The organism is Novosphingobium sp. ST904 (genome assembly GCF_001298105.1).
Classification (GTDB): Bacteria; Pseudomonadota; Alphaproteobacteria; order Sphingomonadales; family Sphingomonadaceae; genus Novosphingobium.
This window is the reverse complement of sequence record NZ_LGJH01000164.1, coordinates 195,182-217,232: the sequence shown is the minus strand read 5'-3', so window position 1 is coordinate 217,232 and position 22,051 is coordinate 195,182. Positions and strand designations below refer to the sequence as shown.

General features: G+C 63.6%; 19 protein-coding genes and 2 pseudogenes. 9 read left to right on the top strand and 12 right to left on the bottom strand.

Annotation, left to right across the window (positions count from 1 at the left end; genetic code table 11):
• From ADT71_RS26410 to ADT71_RS26365, 10 genes are all read right to left on the bottom strand, one after another.
• Positions 1–1,806, bottom strand: coding sequence for a S9 family peptidase (locus tag ADT71_RS26410; protein ID WP_231636208.1), 1,806 nt, complete (start codon positions 1,804–1,806; stop codon positions 1–3).
• A 263-nt stretch (positions 1,807–2,069) separates the two neighbouring features.
• A complete protein-coding gene (gene tgt / locus ADT71_RS26405) occupies positions 2,070–3,194 on the bottom strand; it encodes a tRNA guanosine(34) transglycosylase Tgt (protein WP_054441707.1) in 1,125 nt (374 codons plus the stop codon).
• Between the two features lie 19 nt (positions 3,195–3,213).
• Entirely contained in the window at positions 3,214–4,242 is a 1,029-nt protein-coding gene (locus ADT71_RS26400) for a YdiY family protein (RefSeq protein WP_231636212.1), read from the bottom strand.
• A 47-nt stretch (positions 4,243–4,289) separates the two neighbouring features.
• Positions 4,290–5,063 (bottom strand): ABC transporter permease, encoded by a 774-nt coding sequence (locus ADT71_RS26395; RefSeq protein ID WP_054441704.1) that lies wholly within the window; start codon positions 5,061–5,063, stop codon positions 4,290–4,292.
• Positions 5,060–5,995: an ABC transporter ATP-binding protein gene (locus ADT71_RS26390; protein WP_054441752.1), complete on the bottom strand. Its 936-nt coding sequence runs from the start codon at positions 5,993–5,995 to the stop codon at positions 5,060–5,062. Before ADT71_RS26390 ends, ADT71_RS26395 begins: the two co-directional genes overlap by 4 nt.
• Before the next feature lie 42 nt (positions 5,996–6,037).
• Complete coding sequence (queA, locus tag ADT71_RS26385; RefSeq protein WP_054441702.1) at positions 6,038–7,072, bottom strand: tRNA preQ1(34) S-adenosylmethionine ribosyltransferase-isomerase QueA; 1,035 nt, start codon at positions 7,070–7,072, stop codon at positions 6,038–6,040.
• A 66-nt stretch (positions 7,073–7,138) separates the two neighbouring features.
• Positions 7,139–7,825 carry a peptidylprolyl isomerase gene (locus ADT71_RS26380; protein ID WP_054441701.1) on the bottom strand — a complete coding sequence of 229 codons (687 nt, stop codon included), beginning with the start codon at positions 7,823–7,825 and terminating at the stop codon, positions 7,139–7,141.
• A gap of 100 nt (positions 7,826–7,925) precedes the next feature.
• Positions 7,926–8,444 carry a pantetheine-phosphate adenylyltransferase gene (coaD, locus tag ADT71_RS26375; protein ID WP_054441700.1) on the bottom strand — a complete coding sequence of 173 codons (519 nt, stop codon included), beginning with the start codon at positions 8,442–8,444 and terminating at the stop codon, positions 7,926–7,928.
• Positions 8,444–9,352, bottom strand: a complete 909-nt coding sequence (locus ADT71_RS26370; protein WP_054441699.1) for a polyprenyl synthetase family protein — start codon at positions 9,350–9,352, stop codon at positions 8,444–8,446. The genes coaD and ADT71_RS26370 overlap by 1 nt, the downstream gene beginning before the upstream one ends.
• Positions 9,353–9,355: 3 nt before the next feature.
• Entirely contained in the window at positions 9,356–9,610 is a 255-nt protein-coding gene (locus ADT71_RS26365) for an exodeoxyribonuclease VII small subunit (protein WP_054441751.1), read from the bottom strand.
• 139 nt (positions 9,611–9,749) lie between these two features.
• Between ADT71_RS26365 and purL the strand changes: the two are divergent.
• Positions 9,750–11,919 (top strand): annotated as a pseudogene (gene purL, locus ADT71_RS26360) (phosphoribosylformylglycinamidine synthase subunit PurL).
• 87 nt (positions 11,920–12,006) lie between these two features.
• Here the strand turns inward: purL and ADT71_RS26355 are convergent.
• Positions 12,007–12,666, bottom strand: coding sequence for a DUF1345 domain-containing protein (locus ADT71_RS26355; protein WP_082370568.1), 660 nt, complete (start codon positions 12,664–12,666; stop codon positions 12,007–12,009).
• Between the two features lie 14 nt (positions 12,667–12,680).
• Positions 12,681–13,565: a phosphoserine phosphatase SerB gene (serB, locus tag ADT71_RS26350; protein ID WP_054441749.1), complete on the bottom strand. Its 885-nt coding sequence runs from the start codon at positions 13,563–13,565 to the stop codon at positions 12,681–12,683.
• Between serB and miaA the strand changes: the two are divergent.
• The 8 genes and pseudogenes from miaA to leuA all read left to right on the top strand — a co-directional run bounded on the left by miaA (position 13,558) and on the right by leuA (position 21,944).
• Positions 13,558–14,558 (top strand): annotated as a pseudogene (miaA, locus tag ADT71_RS26345) (tRNA (adenosine(37)-N6)-dimethylallyltransferase MiaA). The gene serB and the pseudogene miaA overlap by 8 nt on opposite strands.
• A gap of 218 nt (positions 14,559–14,776) precedes the next feature.
• A complete protein-coding gene (gene ilvB, locus ADT71_RS26340; protein WP_054441748.1) occupies positions 14,777–16,519 on the top strand; it encodes a biosynthetic-type acetolactate synthase large subunit in 1,743 nt (580 codons plus the stop codon).
• Positions 16,520–16,550: 31 nt separating this feature from the next.
• Positions 16,551–17,069: an acetolactate synthase small subunit gene (gene ilvN / locus ADT71_RS26335; RefSeq protein ID WP_054441698.1), complete on the top strand. Its 519-nt coding sequence runs from the start codon at positions 16,551–16,553 to the stop codon at positions 17,067–17,069.
• 115 nt (positions 17,070–17,184) lie between these two features.
• Positions 17,185–18,204: a ketol-acid reductoisomerase gene (ilvC, locus tag ADT71_RS26330; protein WP_054441697.1), complete on the top strand. Its 1,020-nt coding sequence runs from the start codon at positions 17,185–17,187 to the stop codon at positions 18,202–18,204.
• A gap of 84 nt (positions 18,205–18,288) precedes the next feature.
• Positions 18,289–18,984 carry a YceI family protein gene (locus tag ADT71_RS26325; RefSeq protein ID WP_231636207.1) on the top strand — a complete coding sequence of 232 codons (696 nt, stop codon included), beginning with the start codon at positions 18,289–18,291 and terminating at the stop codon, positions 18,982–18,984.
• 20 nt (positions 18,985–19,004) lie between these two features.
• Positions 19,005–19,322 (top strand): I78 family peptidase inhibitor, encoded by a 318-nt coding sequence (locus ADT71_RS26320; RefSeq protein WP_054441747.1) that lies wholly within the window; start codon positions 19,005–19,007, stop codon positions 19,320–19,322.
• 76 nt (positions 19,323–19,398) lie between these two features.
• The gene (locus ADT71_RS26315; protein ID WP_054441691.1) at positions 19,399–20,022 is read left to right on the top strand and encodes a TMEM175 family protein; all 624 of its coding nucleotides are present in this window, start codon (positions 19,399–19,401) and stop codon (positions 20,020–20,022) included.
• A 248-nt stretch (positions 20,023–20,270) separates the two neighbouring features.
• Positions 20,271–21,944: a 2-isopropylmalate synthase gene (leuA, locus tag ADT71_RS26310; RefSeq protein ID WP_054441689.1), complete on the top strand. Its 1,674-nt coding sequence runs from the start codon at positions 20,271–20,273 to the stop codon at positions 21,942–21,944.
• Positions 21,945–22,051 lie beyond the last annotated feature (107 nt).

The window sequence follows — 22,051 nt, the reverse complement described above, 5'->3', positions numbered from 1 at the left end:
TCACTCTTTCGGCATCCCCAGGTTCTCGCGCAGAAAAGCGTCGCTCTGAGCCAGCATCCTGGCCCTCGCCTCGCCTTCAACCAGCGAGTGCGTGAGCCCTTTGAAGGTGACCAGTTCGGCCCGCTTCCCGGCATCGAGCAGGCGCCGCTGCATCAGCTCTGACTGGTCGACATCGACGTTGGTATCCCAGTCGCCATGAAACATCAGGACAGGCGCCTGAATTTTCGCGGCGTTCTGCGCGGGTGATCCTTGCGAAACATGCGGCCCGTTGCCGATCATGGCGTCGACCAACTTGTAGTCCGAATAGTTGAGATGATCGTTGCGCAGCTGCTGAAGGTCGGTGACCGGAGCTACAGCGATGATCGCCTTGAACAGATCCGGCTTCAGCACCCCGGATTGCAGCGCCGCATATCCACCATATGACCACCCGAAGATCGCCAGCTTGCCTTTCGCAGCGATCCCGTTCGATACCAGCCAATCTCCTGCATCGGTGACATCACCCACAGCCGTGCGCCAGGACTGGAATCCGTTCTTTTCGAACCAGGCTTCGCCGTAGCCCGACGATCCGCGAAAATTCGGCTGAAGAACGGCAAAACCACGTGCCGCAAAAAACTGCACGAGCCAGTCGAAACCCCATTCGTCGCGTGCCGAGGGTCCGCCGTGCGGCATGATGATGGCGGGAAGATTTTTCCCATCGCTGCCGGGCGGCAGGGTCAGGTAAGCCGGGACCATCGTACCATCAGAAGCCCGAAACTGAATGGATTTCATGGGCGAGAGCGTGCGTCCGGACATGGCTGTCCGTAGCGGGAGGACTTCCTCCAGCTTGCGTGTGGCCTTGTCGAAAATATAATATTTCCCCGGATCGATATCGCTCCCCACGAACATGAGCAGCTTGCTCTCATCAGCGCTGGAATCGACGATCGTCACCGAAGGATCACCGGGCAGCGCCTTCGAGAGCGCCGAGCGCAAGGCTGCCAGCTTGGGGTCGAAATACTCGATCTGGCGATAATCCGTGGCGAATGAGACGCCCACCACCCGCCTTGATCGACCGATGCGGATCAATTCGTCAACATCGACACCGGGCTTCGAGATGACTTCCTCCCGGCGGTTGGAGCCATCGAGGCTCTGCCGGTAAAGTGCGGAAAAGCCGTTCTTGTTGTCGAAACCAAATACCGAATTGCTCTCCGGGTCGACTGCCACGGGCCGGAAACCCGAATAGGTGCCGGAAGGATTGACGGTGACCCTTCCCAACGGGTTCCAGCCGTGCTGCCCCACCAGGCGATAGAAATAATCGGTATAATTGCGATCATAGCCTATACCCATTGCAGGCGTGCTCGCCATGATGCGGATATTGCCCATTCCGTCGGTTATGTAGCCGGCGGCTGTCCGGTTCGGCTTTTCCACGGTAGCACGGCGCAGGGTGCGAACATTCAGGCTTTCGACACCGAGCCCTTCCCCTGATTGGGCCAGCCGCGTCCCTATCGTATTTTCGGGAATGTACTGACGCAGCATCAGCACTTCTTCCGGCTTCCCGCCCTGCCAATCGATGATGTCGCCCCCGTATCGCGCCACCCCCAGCGAACGGCTGTTAGCGCTCTGCGTGAGCATCTTGGCAGGCGAACCGTCCAGACTGAGCGAAAGAAGGCGACTGAACGACAAGACGTTCCCAGTGCTCTTGTCCTGGACGAGGATACTGCAAACCAGTTGTGCGTCGCTGGGCCAAGAACAATAGCTGACATGTTCTCCCTGTCCGGACGCGTTCAGGATCGTCCGGGGAGCACCGCCCTTTACCAGGTCGGCGATCATGACCTTGTCACCACGCCCGCCCGAAGGCGCGACAATAGCGGCAAGTGCGCCGCCCGGAGCAAGGCTTATGTCCGTGATATCCTGCCGAGCGCCGAAAGCAGCCGCCAGTTTTTCGACGCTTTCGGCTTCGGCCGTTCCCCATCCTGCCATGCCCAGCACAAAAGCCGGGCCGGCGAGCCAAATCTTCTTCATGTAATCCCCCCAGTGGATAGCCATCGACTATCCTTGAGAGAGAACCTCTTCCAGTTAAATCTGCTGGTAGATCAATGGAGATACTCGCGACGGAAGTCTGCCGCGAACTGGGCGAAAGTGCCGGCGGCGATGGCGTCGCGCATGCCCTGCATGAGTTGCTGGTAAAACGAAATGTTGTGCTCGGTCATCAGCATGGAACCGAGAATTTCCCCCGCCTTCACGAGATGATGCAGATAAGCGCGGCTGTAGGTCGCGCAGGTAGGGCACTTGCAACGATCGTCCAGCGGGTTGCTGTCCTCCGCATGGCGGGCGTTGCGCAAGTTGAGCGGGCCGTTCCAGGTGAAGGCCTGGCCGTTGCGGCCCGAGCGGCTGGGCAGCACGCAGTCGAACATGTCGACGCCGCGCTCCACCGCACCGACCAGATCGTCGGGCTTGCCGACCCCCATGAGATAACGCGGATGATCGGCCGGAAGCTGGCCAGGGGCGAATTCAAGCGTGGCGAACATCGCCTCCTGCCCTTCGCCCACCGCAAGTCCGCCGATGGCGTAACCATCGAAACCGATATCGGTAAGCGCATCAGCCGACGCCTTGCGCAGGCCTTCGTCGAGCGCGCCCTGCTGGATGCCGAACAGGGCGGAATTGGCCGCATGCTCGCCGCCGCTGTCGAAACCGTCGCGACTGCGCCGGGCCCAGCGCATCGACATTTCCATGGACCGTGCGATCACGTCGCGGGGCTGGTCGATCTTAGGACATTCATCGAAGCACATCACGATGTCGGACCCCAGCAGGCGCTGGATTTCCATCGAACGCTCTGGCGTCAGCAGATGGCGCGAACCGTCGAGATGACTGGCGAAAGTGACGCCGTTCTCGGTGATCTTGCGCAAGTCCGACAGGCTCATGACCTGATAGCCGCCGCTGTCCGTCAGGATCGGGCGGTCCCAGTTCATGAACTTGTGCAATCCCCCGAGCCGGGCGACACGCTCGGCACCGGGGCGCAGCATGAGGTGATAGGTGTTGCCCAGGATGATCTCAGCGCCGGTGGCGCGCACATCCTGCGGCTTCATCGCCTTCACGGTTGCCGCCGTGCCCACCGGCATGAAGGCTGGCGTGCGGATTTCGCCGCGGCGCATCTTGATCGTGCCGGTACGGGCCTTGCCGTCGGTGGCGTGGATGGAGAATTCGAAACGGGGGTTCATGACCCGCCCGTTACAGACTTCAGAAGCCGTAGACCAGTGAGAAGCGAGAGATCGTGTCGGTCTGGAGCGAACCGTCCGGCGGAGAGGTTTCGTGCTCGATCGAATAGGACAGGCGCGCCTTCAGCCCCTTGCTCATTCCCGCTTCAAGGCCGGTAGCCGAGGTGAAGGTACTGTTGCCGGTTTCAACATAGGACGAGGCATCCTGCGTGAGCTTGATCGTCGGGCTGACCTGCCAGTCGAAATCGAGCGAGGTCAGCGTCGACCACGTCGTTTCCTTCGGCACGGTGACATAGCGCGTGCGGCGAAGCGCCGGGCCGATTTCCATCGACAGCGTCACATTGTCACGCTTGAGCACACGGTAGCCGAGCCCGCCCGACAGCGAGTAGCGATCCAGATAGCCCTGAATGCGGTCCTTTTCGTACTGCATTCGGCCATAAGTGAAGAAGCCGTCGTTCAGGGTATATCGCGGCTGGTAGCTGGCCCCGTACTGCTCACGCGTGACCGAGCCGCGATCCTTCTGGAAATCCGCGTTGAGCTGGATCGTATGCTGCCAGTCGATGCCTTTACGGTCCAGCTTGACCGCCCCGGTATAGCCGAAATTGCTGGTGTTTCCCGTCGCGCGGAAAGCGCCGAGTTCGACTTTGCCGGTCCAGAGTTCGAGTAGCGCGGCGCGGCGGATCCGCTCCGTTTCCGCATTCGCCTTTTCCGCGATCTCGCGGGCGTTCGCATCGAGGAACGCCTGCTGCATCGTGCGGATTTCTTCCTTGTCATAAGGCTGTGTGGCTAGCGCCGCCTTGACCACCGCTGCAACGGTGGCCGAATCCTTCGTCTTCACCGCCGCCTCGATCATGGCCTTCACATTGCGGGGAAGACGCGGCGGCGGCGCCGGGATGAACGGCGGCGGAGAGACATAGTCCGGCAGCACGAGACGAATCGGCAGCTCCACGACAGGAACCACCGACACGATCTCGATATCCGGGAAGGGTTCGAACTGAAAGGATTGGGGCGGCTCTGCCTGAGCCGGGACGGCAATCAGCAAGGCAGGCACACCAATCGAAACAGCCAAACGCATTGTCATGACACGATATTACCGACTCAGGCGCGCAGGCGCCACCCTGTGCGGAAGATCCAGGCGATGAACGCCACACAGAGCGCGAGGAAGCCCAGCGTCATGCCGAGCGACAGGCCGATGGGGAAGTCCGAACTGCCGTAGAAGCACCAGCGCAGCCCGTTCACCAGATAGACCACCGGATTGGCCATGGCGACCGAACGCCAGGGCTCGGGCAGCAGGTCTATCGAGTAGAACGTACCGCCAAGGAATGTCAGCGGCACGATGAACAGCACCGGAACGATGCCCAGCTTTTCAAAGCTGTCCGCCCATATCCCCAGAATGAACCCGAACAAGGAGAAGCTTGCCGAAACCAGCAGGATGAAGCCCAGCGCATAGAATGGATGGGCAATCGTGTAGTCGACGAAGAACGTGGCCGTCACGAGGATGATCGCCGCCAGGATCAGGGATTTGGTGGCCGCTGCTCCCACGAAGCCGATCAGCGTTTCGGCAACACCCACCGGCGCCGAAAGCAATTCGTAGATCGCGCCGGTGAAGCGCGGCATGTAGATGCCGAAGCTGCCGTTCGACGTGCTCTCACTCAGCAGGGTCAGCAGCAGCAGGCCCGGCACGATGAAGGCCCCGTAGTTGACGCCGGCCATGCCCGAATCCATCTTGCTGCCGATCGCCGCGCCGAACACGACAAAGTAGAGCACCGTGGTCAGAACCGGTCCGAGGATGGACTGCATGGCGGTGCGCATGGCCCGCATGACCTCACGCTTGTAGATGGTCCAGGTGCTGCGCGCGTTGAAGGCGATCATGCCGCCGCTCCTTCCAGAAGATCGACGAAGATTTCCTCAAGGCTCGATTCGCGAATTTCGATCGAGGTGTAGTCGATGCCGTTTGCCACGAGCTCCTTGGTGAGCTGCGCCACTTGCGCCTTGCCGCCGCCCGAACCGTCGCCGCCGCGATAGACGAGTTCGAGCCCGCCATTGCCCAGCGAGAGATTGTACGGGGCCAGCGCTTCGGGGACGAGCGCCAGAGGCGTGGCCAGGCCGATATGCGCCTCGGTACGGCCGAGCCGCTTCATCAGCGAGCGCGTTTCTTCCACCATGCGGATGCTGCCCGCCTGGATGATGCCCACGCGGTCGGCCATTTCCTCGGCCTCCTCGATATAGTGCGTGGTGAGGATGATCGTGGTTCCGCGGTCGCGAAGCTCGGCGATCTGCGCCCACATGTCGCGGCGAAGCTCGACATCGACACCGGCGGTCGGCTCGTCGAGGAACAGCAGGTCGGGTTCATGCGCCAGCGCCTTGGCAATCAGCACGCGGCGCTTCATGCCGCCCGAAAGTGCGCGGATCTGCGCCTTGCGCTTGTCCCAGAGGCTGAGCGCACGCAGGATTTCCTCGACCCGCGCGGGGTCCGGCGCCAGGCCGAACAGGCCGCGCGAATAGTTCACCGAGTGGATGACCGTCTCGAACATGTCGGTCGCCAGTTCTTGCGGAACCAGCCCGATGCGGGCACGCAGGGAGCGCCAGTTGTGATTCATGTCCTCGCCGAAGGCGCGCATGGTGCCGCTGGTCGGCCGCACGAGGCCGCAAACCGCGCCGATCAGCGTTGTCTTGCCCGCACCGTTAGGCCCGAGCAGCGCGAATATCTCGCCCTTGTTGATCGTGAGGTCCACGCCCTGGAGCGCGGTGAAGCCCCCGGCGTAAGTCTTGGTCAGACCGCTGATTTCGAGAATGGGTTCCATGGCCCGCGTGATGCGCGAAACCGGTGACAGTTCCAAGTCCCCTCAGGGCAAAAGAAGGCTGGAATCCCCGTAGGAGTAGAAACGGTAACCCTGCGCGATCGCATGGGCGTAAACCGCCTGCATCCGCTCCAGCCCCATCAGCGCCGAAACCAGCATGAACAGCGTGGACTTGGGCAGGTGGAAGTTGGTCATCAGCCCGTCGATCGCCTTGAAGCGATAGCCGGGCGTGATGAAGATCGAGGTGTCCCCTTCGAAGGGACGAATCACGCCATCCTCGCCCGTCGCGCTTTCCAGCAGGCGCAGGCTGGTGGTGCCCACCGCGATGACCCTTCCGCCGCCCGCGCGCGCGGCATTCAGGCGATCGGCGGTCTCGGCATCGATGCGGCCCCATTCGGCATGCATCTTGTGGTCCTGCGTCTCATCCGCCTTGACCGGCAGGAAAGTGCCGGCACCCACGTGAAGCGTCAGCGTCTCGCGCTTCACGCCCGCCGCATCCAGCCGCTCGATCAGTTCGGGCGTGAAGTGCAGCGCGGCGGTGGGAGCGGCAACGGCGCCCTTCTCGCGCGCGAACATCGTCTGGTAATCGCTGGCGTCCTGCTCGTCGGTCTCGCGCTTGCCGGCAATGTAGGGTGGCAGCGGCATGCGCCCTGCCCGCTCCAGCAGGACCTCGACGGGCTCGTCGCCCTCGAACAGCAAGGTCCAGCTGCCGTCATCGTGGCGCTCTTCAGCGACGGCAGTGACGTCTGCGGGAAATTCGATGCGATCGCCCGCCTTCAGGCGCTTGGCATTGCGGACGAAAGCCTGCCAGCGGCGAAGGTCGATCCGCTTGTGAAGCGTCGCTCCGATACGGGCCTCGCCGCGGCGCCCTTCGAGCTGGGCGGGAATGACGCGGGTGTCGTTGAAGACGAGGATGTCGCCGGGGCGCAGTTCTCCGGGAAGATCGCGCACGACGCGCTCGACCAGAGCCCCTTCGTCGCGGCCCTGCGCGACCAGCATCCGCGCCGAATCGCGCGGACGCGCGGGGCGGAGGGCGATATTCTCGGGAGGAAGGTCGAAGTCGAAAAGGTCAACGCGCATGAGCCGCCCTCTAGGGGCGCACTCACGCGGCGTCATCCATTTTTCGCTTCAGGTCACCGGGTCAGGTTACCTGGACTTCGATTTGCTGAGCTGGTCGGCCGTGATTTTCGCAGGCGGCGGCGCGACCGGGGCGGGCGGCGGCGGCGCCTTGTTCTCGGATGCCAGCGAGGCCTGCACGATCCTGGTCGGGTTCTGGGGCGGTTCGCCGCGCTGGATCGCGTCGACATACTGCATGCCCGAGATCACGCGGCCGAAGTTAGTATACTTCCGATCGAGCGAGAAACGCGGGTAGAACACGATGAAGAACTGGCTGTTCGCGCTGTTCGGCTCGTTGGTGCGCGCCATCGATACGGTGCCGCGAACGTGCGGCATCGCGTTGAATTCGGCTGCCAGATCGGGAAGCTGCGAGCCGCCCTGCCCGGTGCCCGTCGGGTCGCCCGTCTGCGCCATGAAACCGTCGATCACGCGGTGGAATATCTGGCCGTTGTAGAAGCCCTGCCCGGCGAGCGTCTTGATCCGCTCCACGTGATGGGGCGCCCATTCCGGCATGAGACGAATGGCGACACGGCCACCGTCCGAGAGATCGAGCAGGAGCACGTTCTCGGGCTGATGGGTTACATCGGGATCGACGAAAGTCGGCAGCGCCGCCACCGGCGGCGTCGGGGTCGGGTCTTCCTTCTTCTTGGCCATGGCGGGCGTAGCCGCCAGCGCCAGGCCGATCATCGTCGCGGTAAGGGTCAGGCGAAACGTCATCGAATACTCACAGGAAGGAAGCCGCTCAGGCCAGGGGCGATAGTGCCCCGCTGCTGACGTGACAATGAATGAATTTGTCGCAATCGTTTCTTGGGCGTTCTCAATAGTCGCCGAGAAGCCCGGTCTCGGCGATCCGCGCGACGACATCGGCGCGCACCGTGGGGCTGACGAACTTGGCGATCTCTCCGCCGAACGTGGCGATTTCCTTGACCAGCTTGGAGGCGATCGGCTGAAGGCTGACGTCCGCCATCAGGAACACGGTCTCGATGGTGGGGTTGAGCTGCTGGTTCATCCCCGCCATCTGGTATTCGTACTCGAAGTCCGCGACGGCGCGCAGCCCCCTGATGATGACGCTGGCGCCCTGCTTCTGCGCAAACTTCATCAGCAGCGCGTTGAAGCCGACCACGGTGACGTTCTCGATCCCGAGCGCCGCCACTTCGCGTTCGACCATGGCCATGCGCTCCTCGGGCGTGAAGAGCGGGTTCTTCGAAGGGTTCGTCGTCACCCCGATGATAAGGCGATCGACCAGCTTGGCGCCGCGCCGGATGATATCGGCGTGACCCAGCGTGATCGGATCGAACGTGCCCGGATAGACACCGATGCGTTCACCAAGGCTCATCAATGATCCCTCTCGATGATGTAGCGCGCCACTGCGCGCAGCAGGTCGGCTTCCTTGCCGTGCTGGGCGAGGTGGCCGATGGCCTGCTCCACCAGCATGCGGGCCTGTTCGCGGGCGCGTTCGGGGCCGAGCAGCGAGACGAACGTCTCCTTGCCCGCCTCGGCATCCTTACCAACGGCCTTGCCGGCCACCGATGCATCGCCTTCATGGTCGATAAGGTCGTCGGCGATCTGGAAGGCCAGGCCGATATCGCGGGCATAGCCACGCAGATGTGCGCGACCTTCCGGCGGCAGGCGGCCCAGGATCGCGCCCATTTCCACCGCCGCGCCAAGCAGCGCGCCGGTCTTGAGCTGCTGGAGCCGGGTTACGGTCTGAAGATCGAACTCGCTCGTCTCTGCCACCAGATCCATCATCTGCCCGCCGGCCATGCCCTGCGCGCCGCTGGCATGGCCAAGCGCCTGCACCAGTTCGATGCGGGTGAAGGGATCCGCGCTCGTCGCGGGATCGGCCAGCACCTCGAACGCGAATGCATGGAGCGAATCGCCCGCGAGCACAGCGGTCGCCTCGTCGAAGGCGATATGCAGGGTCGGCTTGCCGTGACGCAGCGCGTCATCGTCCATGCACGGCAGGTCGTCGTGGATCAGCGAATAGACGTGGATCGATTCGATGGCGATGGCGGCCCGGATCGCGGCTTCGCGAACCACGCCGTACATATCCGCAACGGCTGTGAGCAGGAGCGGCCGCAACCGCTTGCCGCCGCCGATCGCGGCATAGCGCATCGCCTCCAGCAGGCGCGCGCGGGCATCGTCCGGCACCGGCAGCATCGCATCGAACGCTCCGTCGATCTCCCGCGCGATCCGCGAGAGGCCTTCGGCGAGGATCGGGTCGGTCACGGCGACCTCACCCACGAATCAGCGATCCGCCGCGTCGAACGGCTGGGTGCCGGCGGGCACCCCGTCGGGACCGGCGACGATACGCTCGATCCGGGCCTGCGCGGCGTCGAGACGCTTCTGGCAGTGCTGGCGCAGCGCTTCCCCGCGTTCGTAGAGCGTGATCGAATCGTCGAGCGGCACGTCACCGCTTTCCAGACGGCGGACCACGTCTTCAAGCGCCCTCAGCGCATCCTCGAAACTCATCTCGGCGATTTCGGCACTGTTCTCAGTCATGATCACCGCAATGGAGCGGGCGCGTTCACCGGTCAAGGCGGGACTATGCGCCACTGCCCCGGCGCGCTGTATCGGCCGCCGCGAAAACACCCCTTTTTACGTCTAGCGAAGAGCCACGCACGGCGCTAAGGCGCGTCGCATGTCCGAAATCACCCCCGATGTCGTCAGGCGCATGGCCTCAATTCCGAGGAATACGAGCGGGTCCTGAACGCGCTCGGCCGAGAGCCCAACCTGGTTGAGCTTGGCATCTTCTCGGTCATGTGGTCCGAGCACTGCTCGTACAAGTCGAGCCGCTTCCACCTAAAGAAGCTCCCCACGAAGGCCCCCTGGGTCATCTGCGGCCCCGGCGAGAATGCCGGCGTGATCGACATCGGAGACGGCCAGGCCGCATCTTCAAGATGGAAAGCCACAACCACCCGAGCTACATCGAGCCTTATCAGGGCGCGGCCACCGGCGTTGGCGGGATCCTGCGCGACGTCTTCACCATGGGCGCCCGCCCGGTCGCCAACATGAATGCACTGCGCTTCGGCCGCCCCGATCATCCCAAGATGAAGCACCTCGTGCAGGGCGTCGTCTCCGGCATCGGCGGCTATGGCAACTGCGTCGGCGTGCCGACCGTGGGCGGCGAAACCAACTTCCACAAGGCTTACGACGGCAACATCCTCGTCAACGCCATGACCGTGGGCGTCGCCGATACGGACAAGATCTTCTACTCGGCCGCCACCGGCCTCGGTAACCCGATCGTCTATGTCGGATCGAAGACCGGCCGTGACGGCATCCATGGCGCCACCATGGCCTCTGCCGATTTCGACGAGCATTCGGACGAGAAGCGCCCCACCGTGCAGGTGGGCGATCCCTTCACCGAAAAGCTGCTGATCGAGGCCTGCCTCGAACTCATGGCCACCGATGCCATCGTCGCGATCCAGGACATGGGCGCGGCCGGCCTCACCTCCTCGTCGGTCGAAATGGCCAGCAAGGGCGGCGCCGGCATCCGCCTGAACATGAACAACGTGCCCTGCCGCGAAGAGGCGATGACGCCTTACGAGATGATGCTCTCGGAAAGCCAGGAGCGCATGCTCATGGTGCTTCAGCCCGGCAAGGAAGCCATGGCCGAAGCGATCTTCAAGAAGTGGGAGCTCGACTTCGCCGTGATCGGCGAAGTGACCGACACCGGCCACATGGTTCTCGAATTCAACGGCGAAGTGGTCTGCGATATTCCGCTCGGCCCGCTCGCCGACGACGCGCCGGAATACGAGCGCCCCTACGTCTCGCCTGAGGAATACAAGGCCTGGGCCAAGGTTCCGGCTCTCGGCGAAGTGGGCGAAAGCGCCGACATCGGCGCCGACCTGCTCAAGCTCATGGGCACGGTCGACCTCGCCTCGCGCAAGTGGATCTGGGAACAGTATGACAGCCAGGTCGGCGGCGACACGATGCAGAAGTCCGGCGGCGACGCCGCGGTCGTCCGCATCCACAACACGCAAAAGGCGCTGGCGATCAGCACCGACTGCTCGCCCCGCTATTGCTACGCAGACCCTTACGAGGGCGGCAAGCAGGCCGTGGCCGAGACCTATCGCAACATCAGCGCCGTCGGCGGCCTTCCGCTCGCCATTACCAACTGCCTGAACTTCGCGAACCCGCAGCGCCCCGAAATCATGGCGCAGATCGTCGGCTGCCTGAACGGCATGGGCGATGCTTGCCGCGCGCTCGACTATCCGATCGTTTCGGGCAACGTCTCGCTCTATAACGAATCGAAGGCCACCGGCGGCGGCTCGGCGATCCTGCCGACCCCGGCAATCGGCGGCGTGGGCATCCTTGTCGATCACGACAAGATGGCCACCGTGGCGTTCAAGAACGCCGGCGACGATATCTTCGTTCTGGGCGCTGGCGAGGGCAAGCTCGGCTCGCACCTCGGCCAGTCACTCTGGCTGCGCGAAATCGCGGGTCAGGAAGCGGGCGAAGCGCCCAAGGTTGATCTCAAGGCAGAGGCCGGCAACGGCGCCACGATCCGCGAGTGGATCGGCGCCGGCAAGGTCACGGCCGTCCATGACGTAAGCGACGGCGGCCTCGTCGTCGCGCTGGCGGAAATGGCGCTGGCCAGCGGCCTGGGCTGCAATCTCGAAGTGGAACTGACCACCGCCGAGGCCTTCGGCGAAGACCAGAGCCGCTATGTCGTCACCGCAGCTGCCGGCACGGAGCTTCCGGGCGCCGTCCGCATCGGCACGGTCGCCGGCACCAAGGTCCTTGGCAACGAAGTGACCGAACTTCGCGAAGCCAACGAGGCCTTCTTCAAGGACTGGATGGAGGGCTGATCGCCTTCCCGCCTGACACAGTACCGGAAGGGCGCCCCTTGTGGGCGCCCTTTTTGGTTGGTGCGGGCAGTTTGAGGATACGACGCCTCAGTGCCCGCCCGAGGACGAGGCGAGCACATTCACCGTCAACGCCAGAATGCCGAGGTTGAAGGCGAAGGCGAACAGCCCGTGAAAGGTGGAAACCCGCCGCACATCCGAATCGGTAATCTCGATATCAGCGGTCTGGCAGGTCATGCCGATCACGAGGGCGAAGTTCACGAAATCGGCAAAGTCCGGCACACAGTCGCCTGGAAAATCGAGACCCTCGTGATCCGCGCCGCCGCGCGACGAGTAATAAAGCCGGGCGTAGTGGAAGGCGTAGATCAGGTTGGCGAATGTCCAGCAGGCCAGCAGCGTCACCACCAGCAGCGCGATCTCGCCGGGAACGAGGCTCTTGTTGTCGAGCACCAGCGTGCCGAGCGCGGCAAGGATCACCGTGGAGATCACCCCTGTCAGCAGGAGCAGCATCACCTGCCCGGCGTCGTCACGCTTGGCCTGACGCCGCATGACATCGGGATTGCCATCCCGCCACAAGGGGATGCAGGAAAACACGAAGGCGATCACGGCGAGGTCGAAGGCGGTAACGATCGCCTCGACCAGCCCTATCGCCGGGATCAGCGGCCAGACCGAGATCGCCAGCACGCCAAGGAACAGCAGGTAGCGCGGATGCGACAGCCGGCTCAGGATCGAAGTTCCGCTACCGGCCATCGCGTGTCGCTCCCTTAGCTGCGGACCCATTCCTGTTCGTCGATGCCGAGAAGGCGCAGGACGCTGGTGAGGTCGCCCCGATCGATCCAGCCGTTCGACGCGGCACGCGCCTTGGGCTTGGCATGATAGGCGATACCGTAAGTCGCCGCTTCAAGCATGGGAATGTCGTTCGCGCCGTCACCGGTGGCAAGGCTGGTGACGCCCTCTCCTGCTGCCGCGATCTCGGCAATCAGCGTGGCCTTCTTGACCGAGCTGTCGACGATCGGTCCGACCAGGCCGCCGGTCAGCATGTCGTCGGCCACCTCGAGCCGGTTGCCGACGACATGCTCGAAACCGAGCCGCCCGGCGACGGGATCGGCGAAGTGGTGGAAACCGCCGGTGACGAGCACCGTGCGGCAGCCGAACTTCCGAAGTGTCGCCACCAAGGTTTCCGCACCCGGCATCGGCTTGATGCGGGTGGCAAGGCACTCGTCGATGGCACTGACGGAAAGCCCCTTGAGCAGGCCGACCCGTTCGCGCAGCGCCTGTTCGAAATCGAGTTCGCCCTGCATGGCGCGCTCGGTGATTTCGGCAATGCGGTCCTTGAGGCCGGCGAAATCACCCAGTTCGTCGATGCATTCCTGTCCGATCATGGTCGAATCCATGTCGGAGATGAAAACGCCCGGCAGGATCGGCTCATGATCGGAGACGAGACCGTCGGTCGGCGCAAAATGATCGTCGAGCGCCTTGCGCAGCGCCGCCGCATCCTCGTCCGGCGAGGCAAGCTGCATGGTCTGCCCGCAGAAATCGAGCATCGCCGCCGAAGCGAGACGTACGCCTCTTTCCTGCATTTCGGTGCGGGCCGCATCGATTCTTGCCGTGAGGTGGTCCGGTTCTGCTATCAGCCGCGCAATGAGCACTGCGAATTCCCTTGAAGCTGCGTATGAAAATTCCACAGGCGATGTGCCGAACGGGCAAAAACCGCCGCTCGCGCTCATTGCAGGGCCGACCGCCAGCGGCAAGAGCGATTGTGCCGTTGCCCTGGCGCAGGAACTGGAAAGGCGCGGAAAGCGCGCGGTCGTCATCAATACCGACAGTTCGCAGGTCTATGCAGACCTGACGGTTCTCAGCGCCCGCCCCGCGCCCGAGGAGATGGGCGGCATCGATCACCGCCTGTTCGGCACATGGGACGCGCCGAAACCTGTTCCGCCGCCGACTGGGCACGGGCCGCACGCGAAACCATCGCCGGCGTCCATGCCGAAGGCGCCATACCGATCCTCGTTGGCGGCACCGGGCTTTATATACGCACGCTGCTGGAAGGCATCGCCCCGGTACCGGCCATCGATCCCGATGTACGCGAGACGGTGCGCGCCCTGCCGGTTGCAGATGCCTATGCCGCCCTGCAGACCGAAGACCCGGAACGCGCCGCCAGGCTTGCCCCGGCAGACGCTGCCCGCATCGCGCGCGCGCTTGAGGTCGTGCGGTCTACAGGGCTGACCATCGCCCATTGGCAGGCCCGGACCAGCGGCGGCATCGGCGGCGATGTCTCGCTTCACGCCGCGATCCTCCTGCCCGAGCGAAAAGCGCTCTACGCACGCTGCAACTTGCGGTTCGAACGCATGATCGAGCGCGGAGCCCTGCGCGAAGTGGAAGCCCTGCTCGCAAGAAGGCTCGATCCCGACCTGCCGGTAATGCGTGCGATCGGCGTTCCCGAGCTTGCCGCCGTGGTGCGCGGAGAAACCACGCTGGAAGAAGCGATTGCCCGCGGATCACAGGTCACGCGGAACTATGCCAAGCGTCAGTTCACCTGGCTGCGGCACCAACCTCCGCAAGATTGGACAAGGATTGAGTTCGAATATTTCGACGAAAAATCCATACAAGATAGATTATTTCACGTTATGGGGTTGACGTAATATTTTCGTCCCCTTAGAGCCCCCTCACCTGCTGATGAAAGTATGCAGGGAGGAGAGGGAGGACCCGGCACGGCGCCCGTCGTGTCGGGTCGGTTTCATTATAGTTCGCCAACAAGCGAACTGTGGTTTTTTGGTAATGCGCACCGTGATTGGCGCGCAACATTCGAAGGGCAGCCCATCCCTCGGGAAACGCCCACGAGTCGGAAAAGGAATATGTTGTGACTGAAGAGCGCAGCGGCGCGAACATCCTGGTCGAAAGCCTGGTCAAGCAGGGAGTCGAATTCGTATTCGGTTATCCCGGCGGCGCCGTGCTACCGATCTACGATGCTCTATTCGGCGACGAGCGACTTCGGCACATCCTGGTCCGTCACGAAGCCGGCGCGGCCCACGCGGCCGAAGGTTACGCGCGCTCGACCGGCAAGCCCGGCGTCGTTCTCGTCACCTCGGGCCCTGGCGCCACCAATGCCATCACCGGCATTGCCGACGCCTTCATGGATTCGATTCCGCTGGTCATCATCACCGGCCAGGTTCCCACCGCGCTGATCGGCTCGGACGCGTTCCAGGAAGCGGACACCGTCGGCATCTCGCGTCACTGCACCAAGCATAACTACCTGGTGAAGGATCCGGCAGACCTTGCCGCGACCATCGACGAGGCGTTCCAGATCGCCACTTCGGGGCGGCCCGGCCCGGTTCTGATCGACATTCCCAAGGACGTCCAGATCGCCAGCGCCATCTGGAACGACACGCCGACGCAGCGCCGCCAGCGCTATTCGCCGCGCACCGAAGGCACAGCGGACGAGATCGCGCAGGCCGTCGAACTGATCGCCAAGGCCAAGGCCCCGGTGCTCTATACCGGCGGCGGCGTCATCAATTCCGGCCCGCGGGCTATCGAGCTGCTGCGCGAGCTTCAGGCGAAGACCGGCGCGCCCGTCACCTCGACGCTGATGGGCCTCGGCGCCTTCCCGGCCGACCATGCCGACTGGCTGGGCATGCTGGGCATGCACGGCACCTACGAGGCCAACCTGGCGATGAACCAGGCGGACCTGATCGTCTGCATCGGCGCCCGCTTCGATGACCGCGTGACCGGCCGCCTCGACGCATTCGCGCCGAATTCGACCAAGATCCACATCGATATCGACCGCGCATCGATCAACAAGACGGTCCGCGTCGACCTGCCGATCATCGGCGATTGCGCCACCGTGCTCGACCAGATCCTGACGCTCTGGGGTGATCGCAAAGGCCAGGACCTGGCGCCTTGGAAAGCCCGTGTCGAGGAATGGCGCGGCAAGAACAGCCTCTACTTCCCGCTCTCGAAGAAGGCCATCATGCCGCAGCTCGCGGTCCAGCGCCTGTTCGAGCTGACGAAGGACAAGGACCCGGTGATCTCCACCGAAGTCGGCCAGCACCAGATGTGGGCGGCGCAGTACTTCCACTTCTTCGGTCCGAACAAGTGGCTGACTTCGGGCGGCCTCGGCACCATGGGCTATGGCCTGCCCGCCGCGATCGGCGCTCAGCTCGGCAACCCGGACAGCCTCGTCATCGACATCGCGGGCGACGCCTCGATCCAGATGAACATCCAGGAACTGGGCACCGCCACCCAGTACCGCCTGCCGGTGAAGATCTTCATCCTCAACAACGAGTGGATGGGCATGGTCCGCCAGTGGCAGGAACTGACGTACGAAAGCCGCTACTCGCAGTCCTATTCGGACAGCCTGCCGGACTTCGTGAAGCTGGCCGAAGCCTATGGCTGGAAGGGCATCCGCATCGAGAACGAAAGCCAGCTCGATGCCGGCATCCAGGAGATGATCGACTACGACGGCCCCGTCATCGTCGATTGCCTCGTCGCCAAGGAATCGAACTGCTTCCCGATGATCCCCTCGGGTGCGGCCCATACGGACATGATCCTCTACGGCGATACCGTCGCCGGCACGATGGACGACGAAGCCAAGGCTTTGGTCTGAGAACGCGCGCGCAGGATCCGAAAGACATATCATGATGCACATCAAGCAAGAGGCCGAGGAACGCCACGTCCTCACCATCACCGTCGATAACGAGGCGGGCATTCTCGCCAAGATCGCCGGCCTGTTCACCGCACGCGGCTATAACATCGACAGCCTGACCGTGGCCGACATCACCGAGAACCACGCGGTGAGCCGGATCACCATCGTCACCCACGGCCCGCCGAGCCAGATCGACCAGATCCACGCCCAGCTCGAACGCCTGGTACCGGTGCACAAGGTGGTGGACCTGACCGAAGTCGGTCCGCACGTCGCCCGCGAACTGGCGCTTATCAAGGTGGCCGGTCTCGGCGAAAAGCGCGTCGAGGCACTGCGTCTGGCCGATATCTTCCGCGCCAAGGCAGTCGATACCACCACCGGGAGCTTCATCTTCGAACTCACCGGGGCGCCGGACAAGATCGATACCTTCGTGCAGCTGATGCGCGACCTCGGGCTTGTCGAAGTCGGCCGCACCGGCATCGTCGCCATGATCCGCGGGCCGCACGAGGCCTAGAACCGAGCTTAATCCATCCTTCGGCACACGGTGCCGGAAACAACGAACCACGCGCCCACGGCGCATATCAATCAGGCCCCGCCTTACGGGAACGGGCCGTCGAAAGGGTACTACGATGAAGGTCTATTACGACGCCGATTGCGACATCAACCTGATCACCGAGAAGAAGGTCGCGATCCTCGGCTACGGCAGCCAGGGCCACGCCCACGCGCAGAACCTGCGCGACTCGGGCGTCAAGGAAGTGGCCATCGCGCTGCGGCCGGGTTCGCCCTCTGCCAAGAAGGCCGAAGGCGCCGGCTTCAAGGTGCTCGCCAACGCCGAGGCGGCCGCATGGGCCGACGTGCTCATGATCCTCGCCCCCGACGAGCATCAGGCCGCGATCTACGCCGCCGACATCCATGAGAACCTGAAGCCCGGCGCGGCGCTCGCTTTCGCCCACGGCCTCAACGTCCACTTTGGCCTGATCGAACCCCGCGCCGACATCGACGTGATCATGATCGCGCCGAAGGGCCCGGGCCACACCGTCCGCGGCGAATACGTCAAGGGCGGCGGCGTGCCCTGCCTCGTCGCGATCCATCAGGACGTGACCGGCAATGCACAGGACGTCGCTCTGGCCTACGCTTCGGGCGTCGGCGGCGGCCGTTCGGGCATCATCGAGACCAACTTCCGCGAGGAATGCGAAACCGACCTGTTCGGTGAGCAGGCCGTGCTCTGCGGCGGCACCACCGCGCTGGTCCAGGCCGGCTTCGAAACGCTGGTGGAAGCCGGTTACGCACCGGAAATGGCCTACTTCGAGTGCCTCCACGAGCTGAAGCTGATCGTCGACCTGATGTATGAAGGCGGCATCGCCAACATGCGCTACTCAATCTCGAACACCGCCGAATACGGCGACATCAAGACCGGTCCGCGCATCATCACCGAAGAGACCAAGAAGGAAATGAAGCGCGTTCTGGAAGACATCCAGTCGGGCCGTTTCGTGAAGGACTTCGTGCTGGACAACCGCGCCGGCCAGCCGGAACTGAAGGCTTCGCGCATCGCCGCCAAGCGTCACCCGATCGAGGAAACCGGCTCGAAGCTGCGCGCCATGATGCCCTGGATCGGCGCCAACGCGCTGGTGGACAAGGCGAAGAACTAAGTTCCGTCCAGACGCTTTGGCGTTTGACGAAACATCGGAGGCGGCGCAGAAATGCGCCGCCTCTTTTGTTCAGGAGCAGACCCGATGCGCCGTCCGCATATCGCTTTCGCTTTGGTTGCCGCTGCCGCGCTTGCGGCCCCCGTCATCGCCCAGCCTGGCCCCGGCGGTGGACGCGACCGCATGGAAATGCTGCACGGATCGGGCACCCCCGCCGACGTCAAGGCCGGAACTTACGCCGTCGAGCCGGCCCATACGCAAGTCACCTTCAGCGTCTCGCACATGGGCATTTCGCCCTTCGCCGGCACGTTCTCGGGCGCGAGCGGTTCGCTGACGCTCGATCCCAACAAGCTGTCGGCCACCAAGCTCAGCGTCACCATTCCCACAACTTCCGTGCAGACGACCAGCAGCAAACTTTCCGAGGAACTCGTCAGCGCCGACTGGCTTGATGCCGGCAAGTTCCCGACTGCCACTTTCGTCGCCACGTCGGTCACGCCGCGCGGCCCCGATGCCGCCTCGATCGACGGCACGCTGACCCTCCACGGTGTCAGCAAGCCGATCACCATTATCGCGCGCTTCTTCGGCGCTGCACAGAACCCGATGAGCAAGAAGGATTCGATCGGCTTCCTCGGCCGCGCCCTGATCAAAACGCTCCGACTTCGGCGTTTCCAAGTACGTGCCGGTGGTCTCCGACGAAACCGTACTGGTCATCAACGCCGCCTTCGAGAAGCAATAAGCGTCATCGACCGTTCACGGCCCATGCGCCATGGGCTCATGGCATGAATGCTCGAAAGGAGATCGGCATGAAGACCAGACTGACCGCGACTATCACCCTGGCCACGGCGCTCTTCGCCCTTTCTGCCTGCGCCAGTACCGGGAACGACAAAGTGGCCGATGCAACCCCGCCGTCGATGGAGCCGAGCTGCGGCGCCGAACAGTTCGCTTCCTACGTCGGCCAGCCTGCCAGCGACGAGGTTATCGCCGCAATCACCGCATCGCGCGGCGACAAGCCGATGCGCGTCATCACGCCCGGCTCTGCCGTGACCATGGACTACCGGCCCGACCGCCTGAACGTCCAGGTCGGCGATGACGGCAAGATCAAGGGCTTCACCTGCACCTGATCCCATACCATCTGACATCTTGATCCGGGCGCTCCGCTCCTCCAAGCACCATTGCTGGAATGTAACGGAGCCCCGGATGAACGAAGCTGACGATATCGAGCGCGAGGACGGCCTCGCCCGCGTCGAGGCGTTCTCGGACGGCGTGCTCGCCATCATCATCACCATCATGGTGCTGGAGTTGAAAACCCCGGTCACCGAGGGACTGAAGGCGCTCTGGCAACTCTGGCCGATCTTCATCGCCTATGTGCTGAGCTATGCCTACGTCGCGATCTACTGGGTCAATCACCACCGCCTGCTCGGCCATGCGCGGGTCGTGACCAGCGGGCTGCTGTGGTCGAACATGCCGCTGCTGTTCACCCTCTCGCTGATCCCCTTCTCCACCGCCTATCTCGGCGAGCATCACTTCAGCCGCGAGGCGACCCTGCTCTATCTGGCAACGATGCTGACGCCTGCCCTCGCCTATGTCCTGCTGCAGGGACGAATCGCGACCACCGGCACACGCACCGCCGCCAGCCGCCGCTATCACAAGGCCTCGCACCGCAAGGGGATCGCCGCTTCGGCAGTATATGCCCTCGGCATTCCGCTGACTTTCGTAACCCCATGGCTCGGCATCGCCTGCGCGGCCCTGGTCGCCGTATTCTGGATGTTGCCCTGGAGCGTGCTCGACCGTCTGTTCCTCGACAGGGTTCCGCCTGCCTAGATCATGAAGCGCTTCGCCCTCTGCGGGCAGGAAAAGGCCCTTTTCTCTTTACATCGACCAAGCGAATGCCCATAGGCTCCGGCAATGAACCTTCTTCTAGGCCTTACCCTGCGACTTACTCGCCCTTGGGCGTGAGTTGACGCGTCGGTCCTGCGGCGCGCTCGGCGCTCAAGGGGACCCGGAAAGACCGGCCTGAACTGGACCGGCAAGCCTTTTAACCGAAGAAGTTTTTCCGAGCGAGATTACCCATGACCATGCTGCAAGACCCCTCGGTCAAGTACCGTCCCTTCCCGCAGATCGACCTGCCGAACCGCCAGTGGCCCTCGCAGGTCATCACCAAGGCGCCGCGCTGGCTCTCGACCGACCTGCGGGACGGCAACCAGGCACTGATCGACCCGATGGGCGCCGAAAAGAAGAACCGCTTCTTCGACCTGCTGGTCAAGGTCGGCCTCAAGGAAATCGAAGTCGGCTTTCCCAGCGCGGGTGCGACCGAGTTCGACTTCATCAACGGCCTCGTCAAGAACGACCGCATTCCCGAAGACGTGCTGGTGCAGGTGCTGACCCAGTCGCGCGAAGACCTGATCACCCGCTCGTTCGAGAGCCTGGAAGGCGTCCACGCCGCGATTGTCCACCTCTACAACGCCGTCTCGCCGCTGTGGCGCAACGTGGTGTTCGGTATGGACAAGCAAGAGATCAAGGGCATCGCGCAAGGCGGCGCCAGGATCCTGCGCGATCAGGCGGCGAAGTATCCCGCCACCAAGTGGCAGTTCGAATACTCGCCCGAGACCTTCTCGACCGCCGAACTCGATTTCTCGATCGAGGTCTGCGAGGCGGTGATGGAAATTCTCCAGCCGACGCCGGAAAATCCGATCATCCTCAACCTGCCGGCAACGGTCGAGGCGGCAACGCCCAACGTCTATGCCGACCAGATCGAGTATTTCTGCCGGAACCTGCCGAACCGCGAATCGGCAGTGATCTCGCTGCACACCCATAACGACCGCGGCACCGGCGTCGCTGCCGCCGAACTGGGCCTGATGGCCGGTGCGGACCGGGTCGAAGGCTGCCTGTTCGGCAATGGTGAGCGTACCGGCAACTGCTGCCTCGTCACCGTGGCGATGAACATGTACACGCAGGGCGTGAACCCCGAGCTGGACTTCTCGGACATCGACGAAGTGATCCAGACGGTGGAATACTGCAACCAGCTGAAGGTCGGCGAACGCCATCCCTATGGCGGCGAACTGGTCTTCACCGCCTTCTCGGGCAGCCACCAGGACGCCATCAAGAAGGGCTTCGCCGCGCAGGAAAAGCGCAACGACCAGATCTGGTCCGTGCCCTACCTGCCTATCGACCCCGCCGATCTGGGCCGCGATTACGAAGCCGTGATCCGCGTCAACTCGCAGTCCGGCAAGGGCGGTTTCGCCTGGGTGATCGAACAGGACCAGGGCCTGAAACTGCCAAAGCGCATGCAGGCGCACTTCTCGAAGCATGTGCAGGAACTGGCCGACGAACTGGGCCGCGAACTCCAGGCCTCGGACATCTGGGAGGTCTTCCGCAAGGCCTACCGCATCGACGACCCGCAGCACTTCCAGCTCATCGACTGGGAAGAAGCCAAGGCCGCCGACGGCACCCGCGTCTTCGCCGGTAAGATCGGCGTGGACGGCAAGGAGCAGTCGGTCTCCGGACGCGGCAACGGCCTGATCTCTTCGGTTACGGCCACGCTGGCCGAGAGCTTCGGTGTCACGCTCGACGTGCGCGACTATGCAGAGCACTCGATGGGCAAGAGCTCCGACGCGCGTGCAGCGGCCTACGTGGAATGCGTGGCCCCCGATGGCCGCGTGATCTGGGGCGTCGGCATCGACGAGGACGTGGCCACCGCCAGCGTCCGCGCAGTACTCAGCGCTGCGAATACCGCACGCATCTGACCGCAAGACATACGCGTTTGAACATAAGCGGCGGGAGCACGATGTGCTTTCCGCCGCTTTTGCGTTCCGCCTTTAGATTTGCGAAGCAAGGGGCGCGCGCCCCTAGG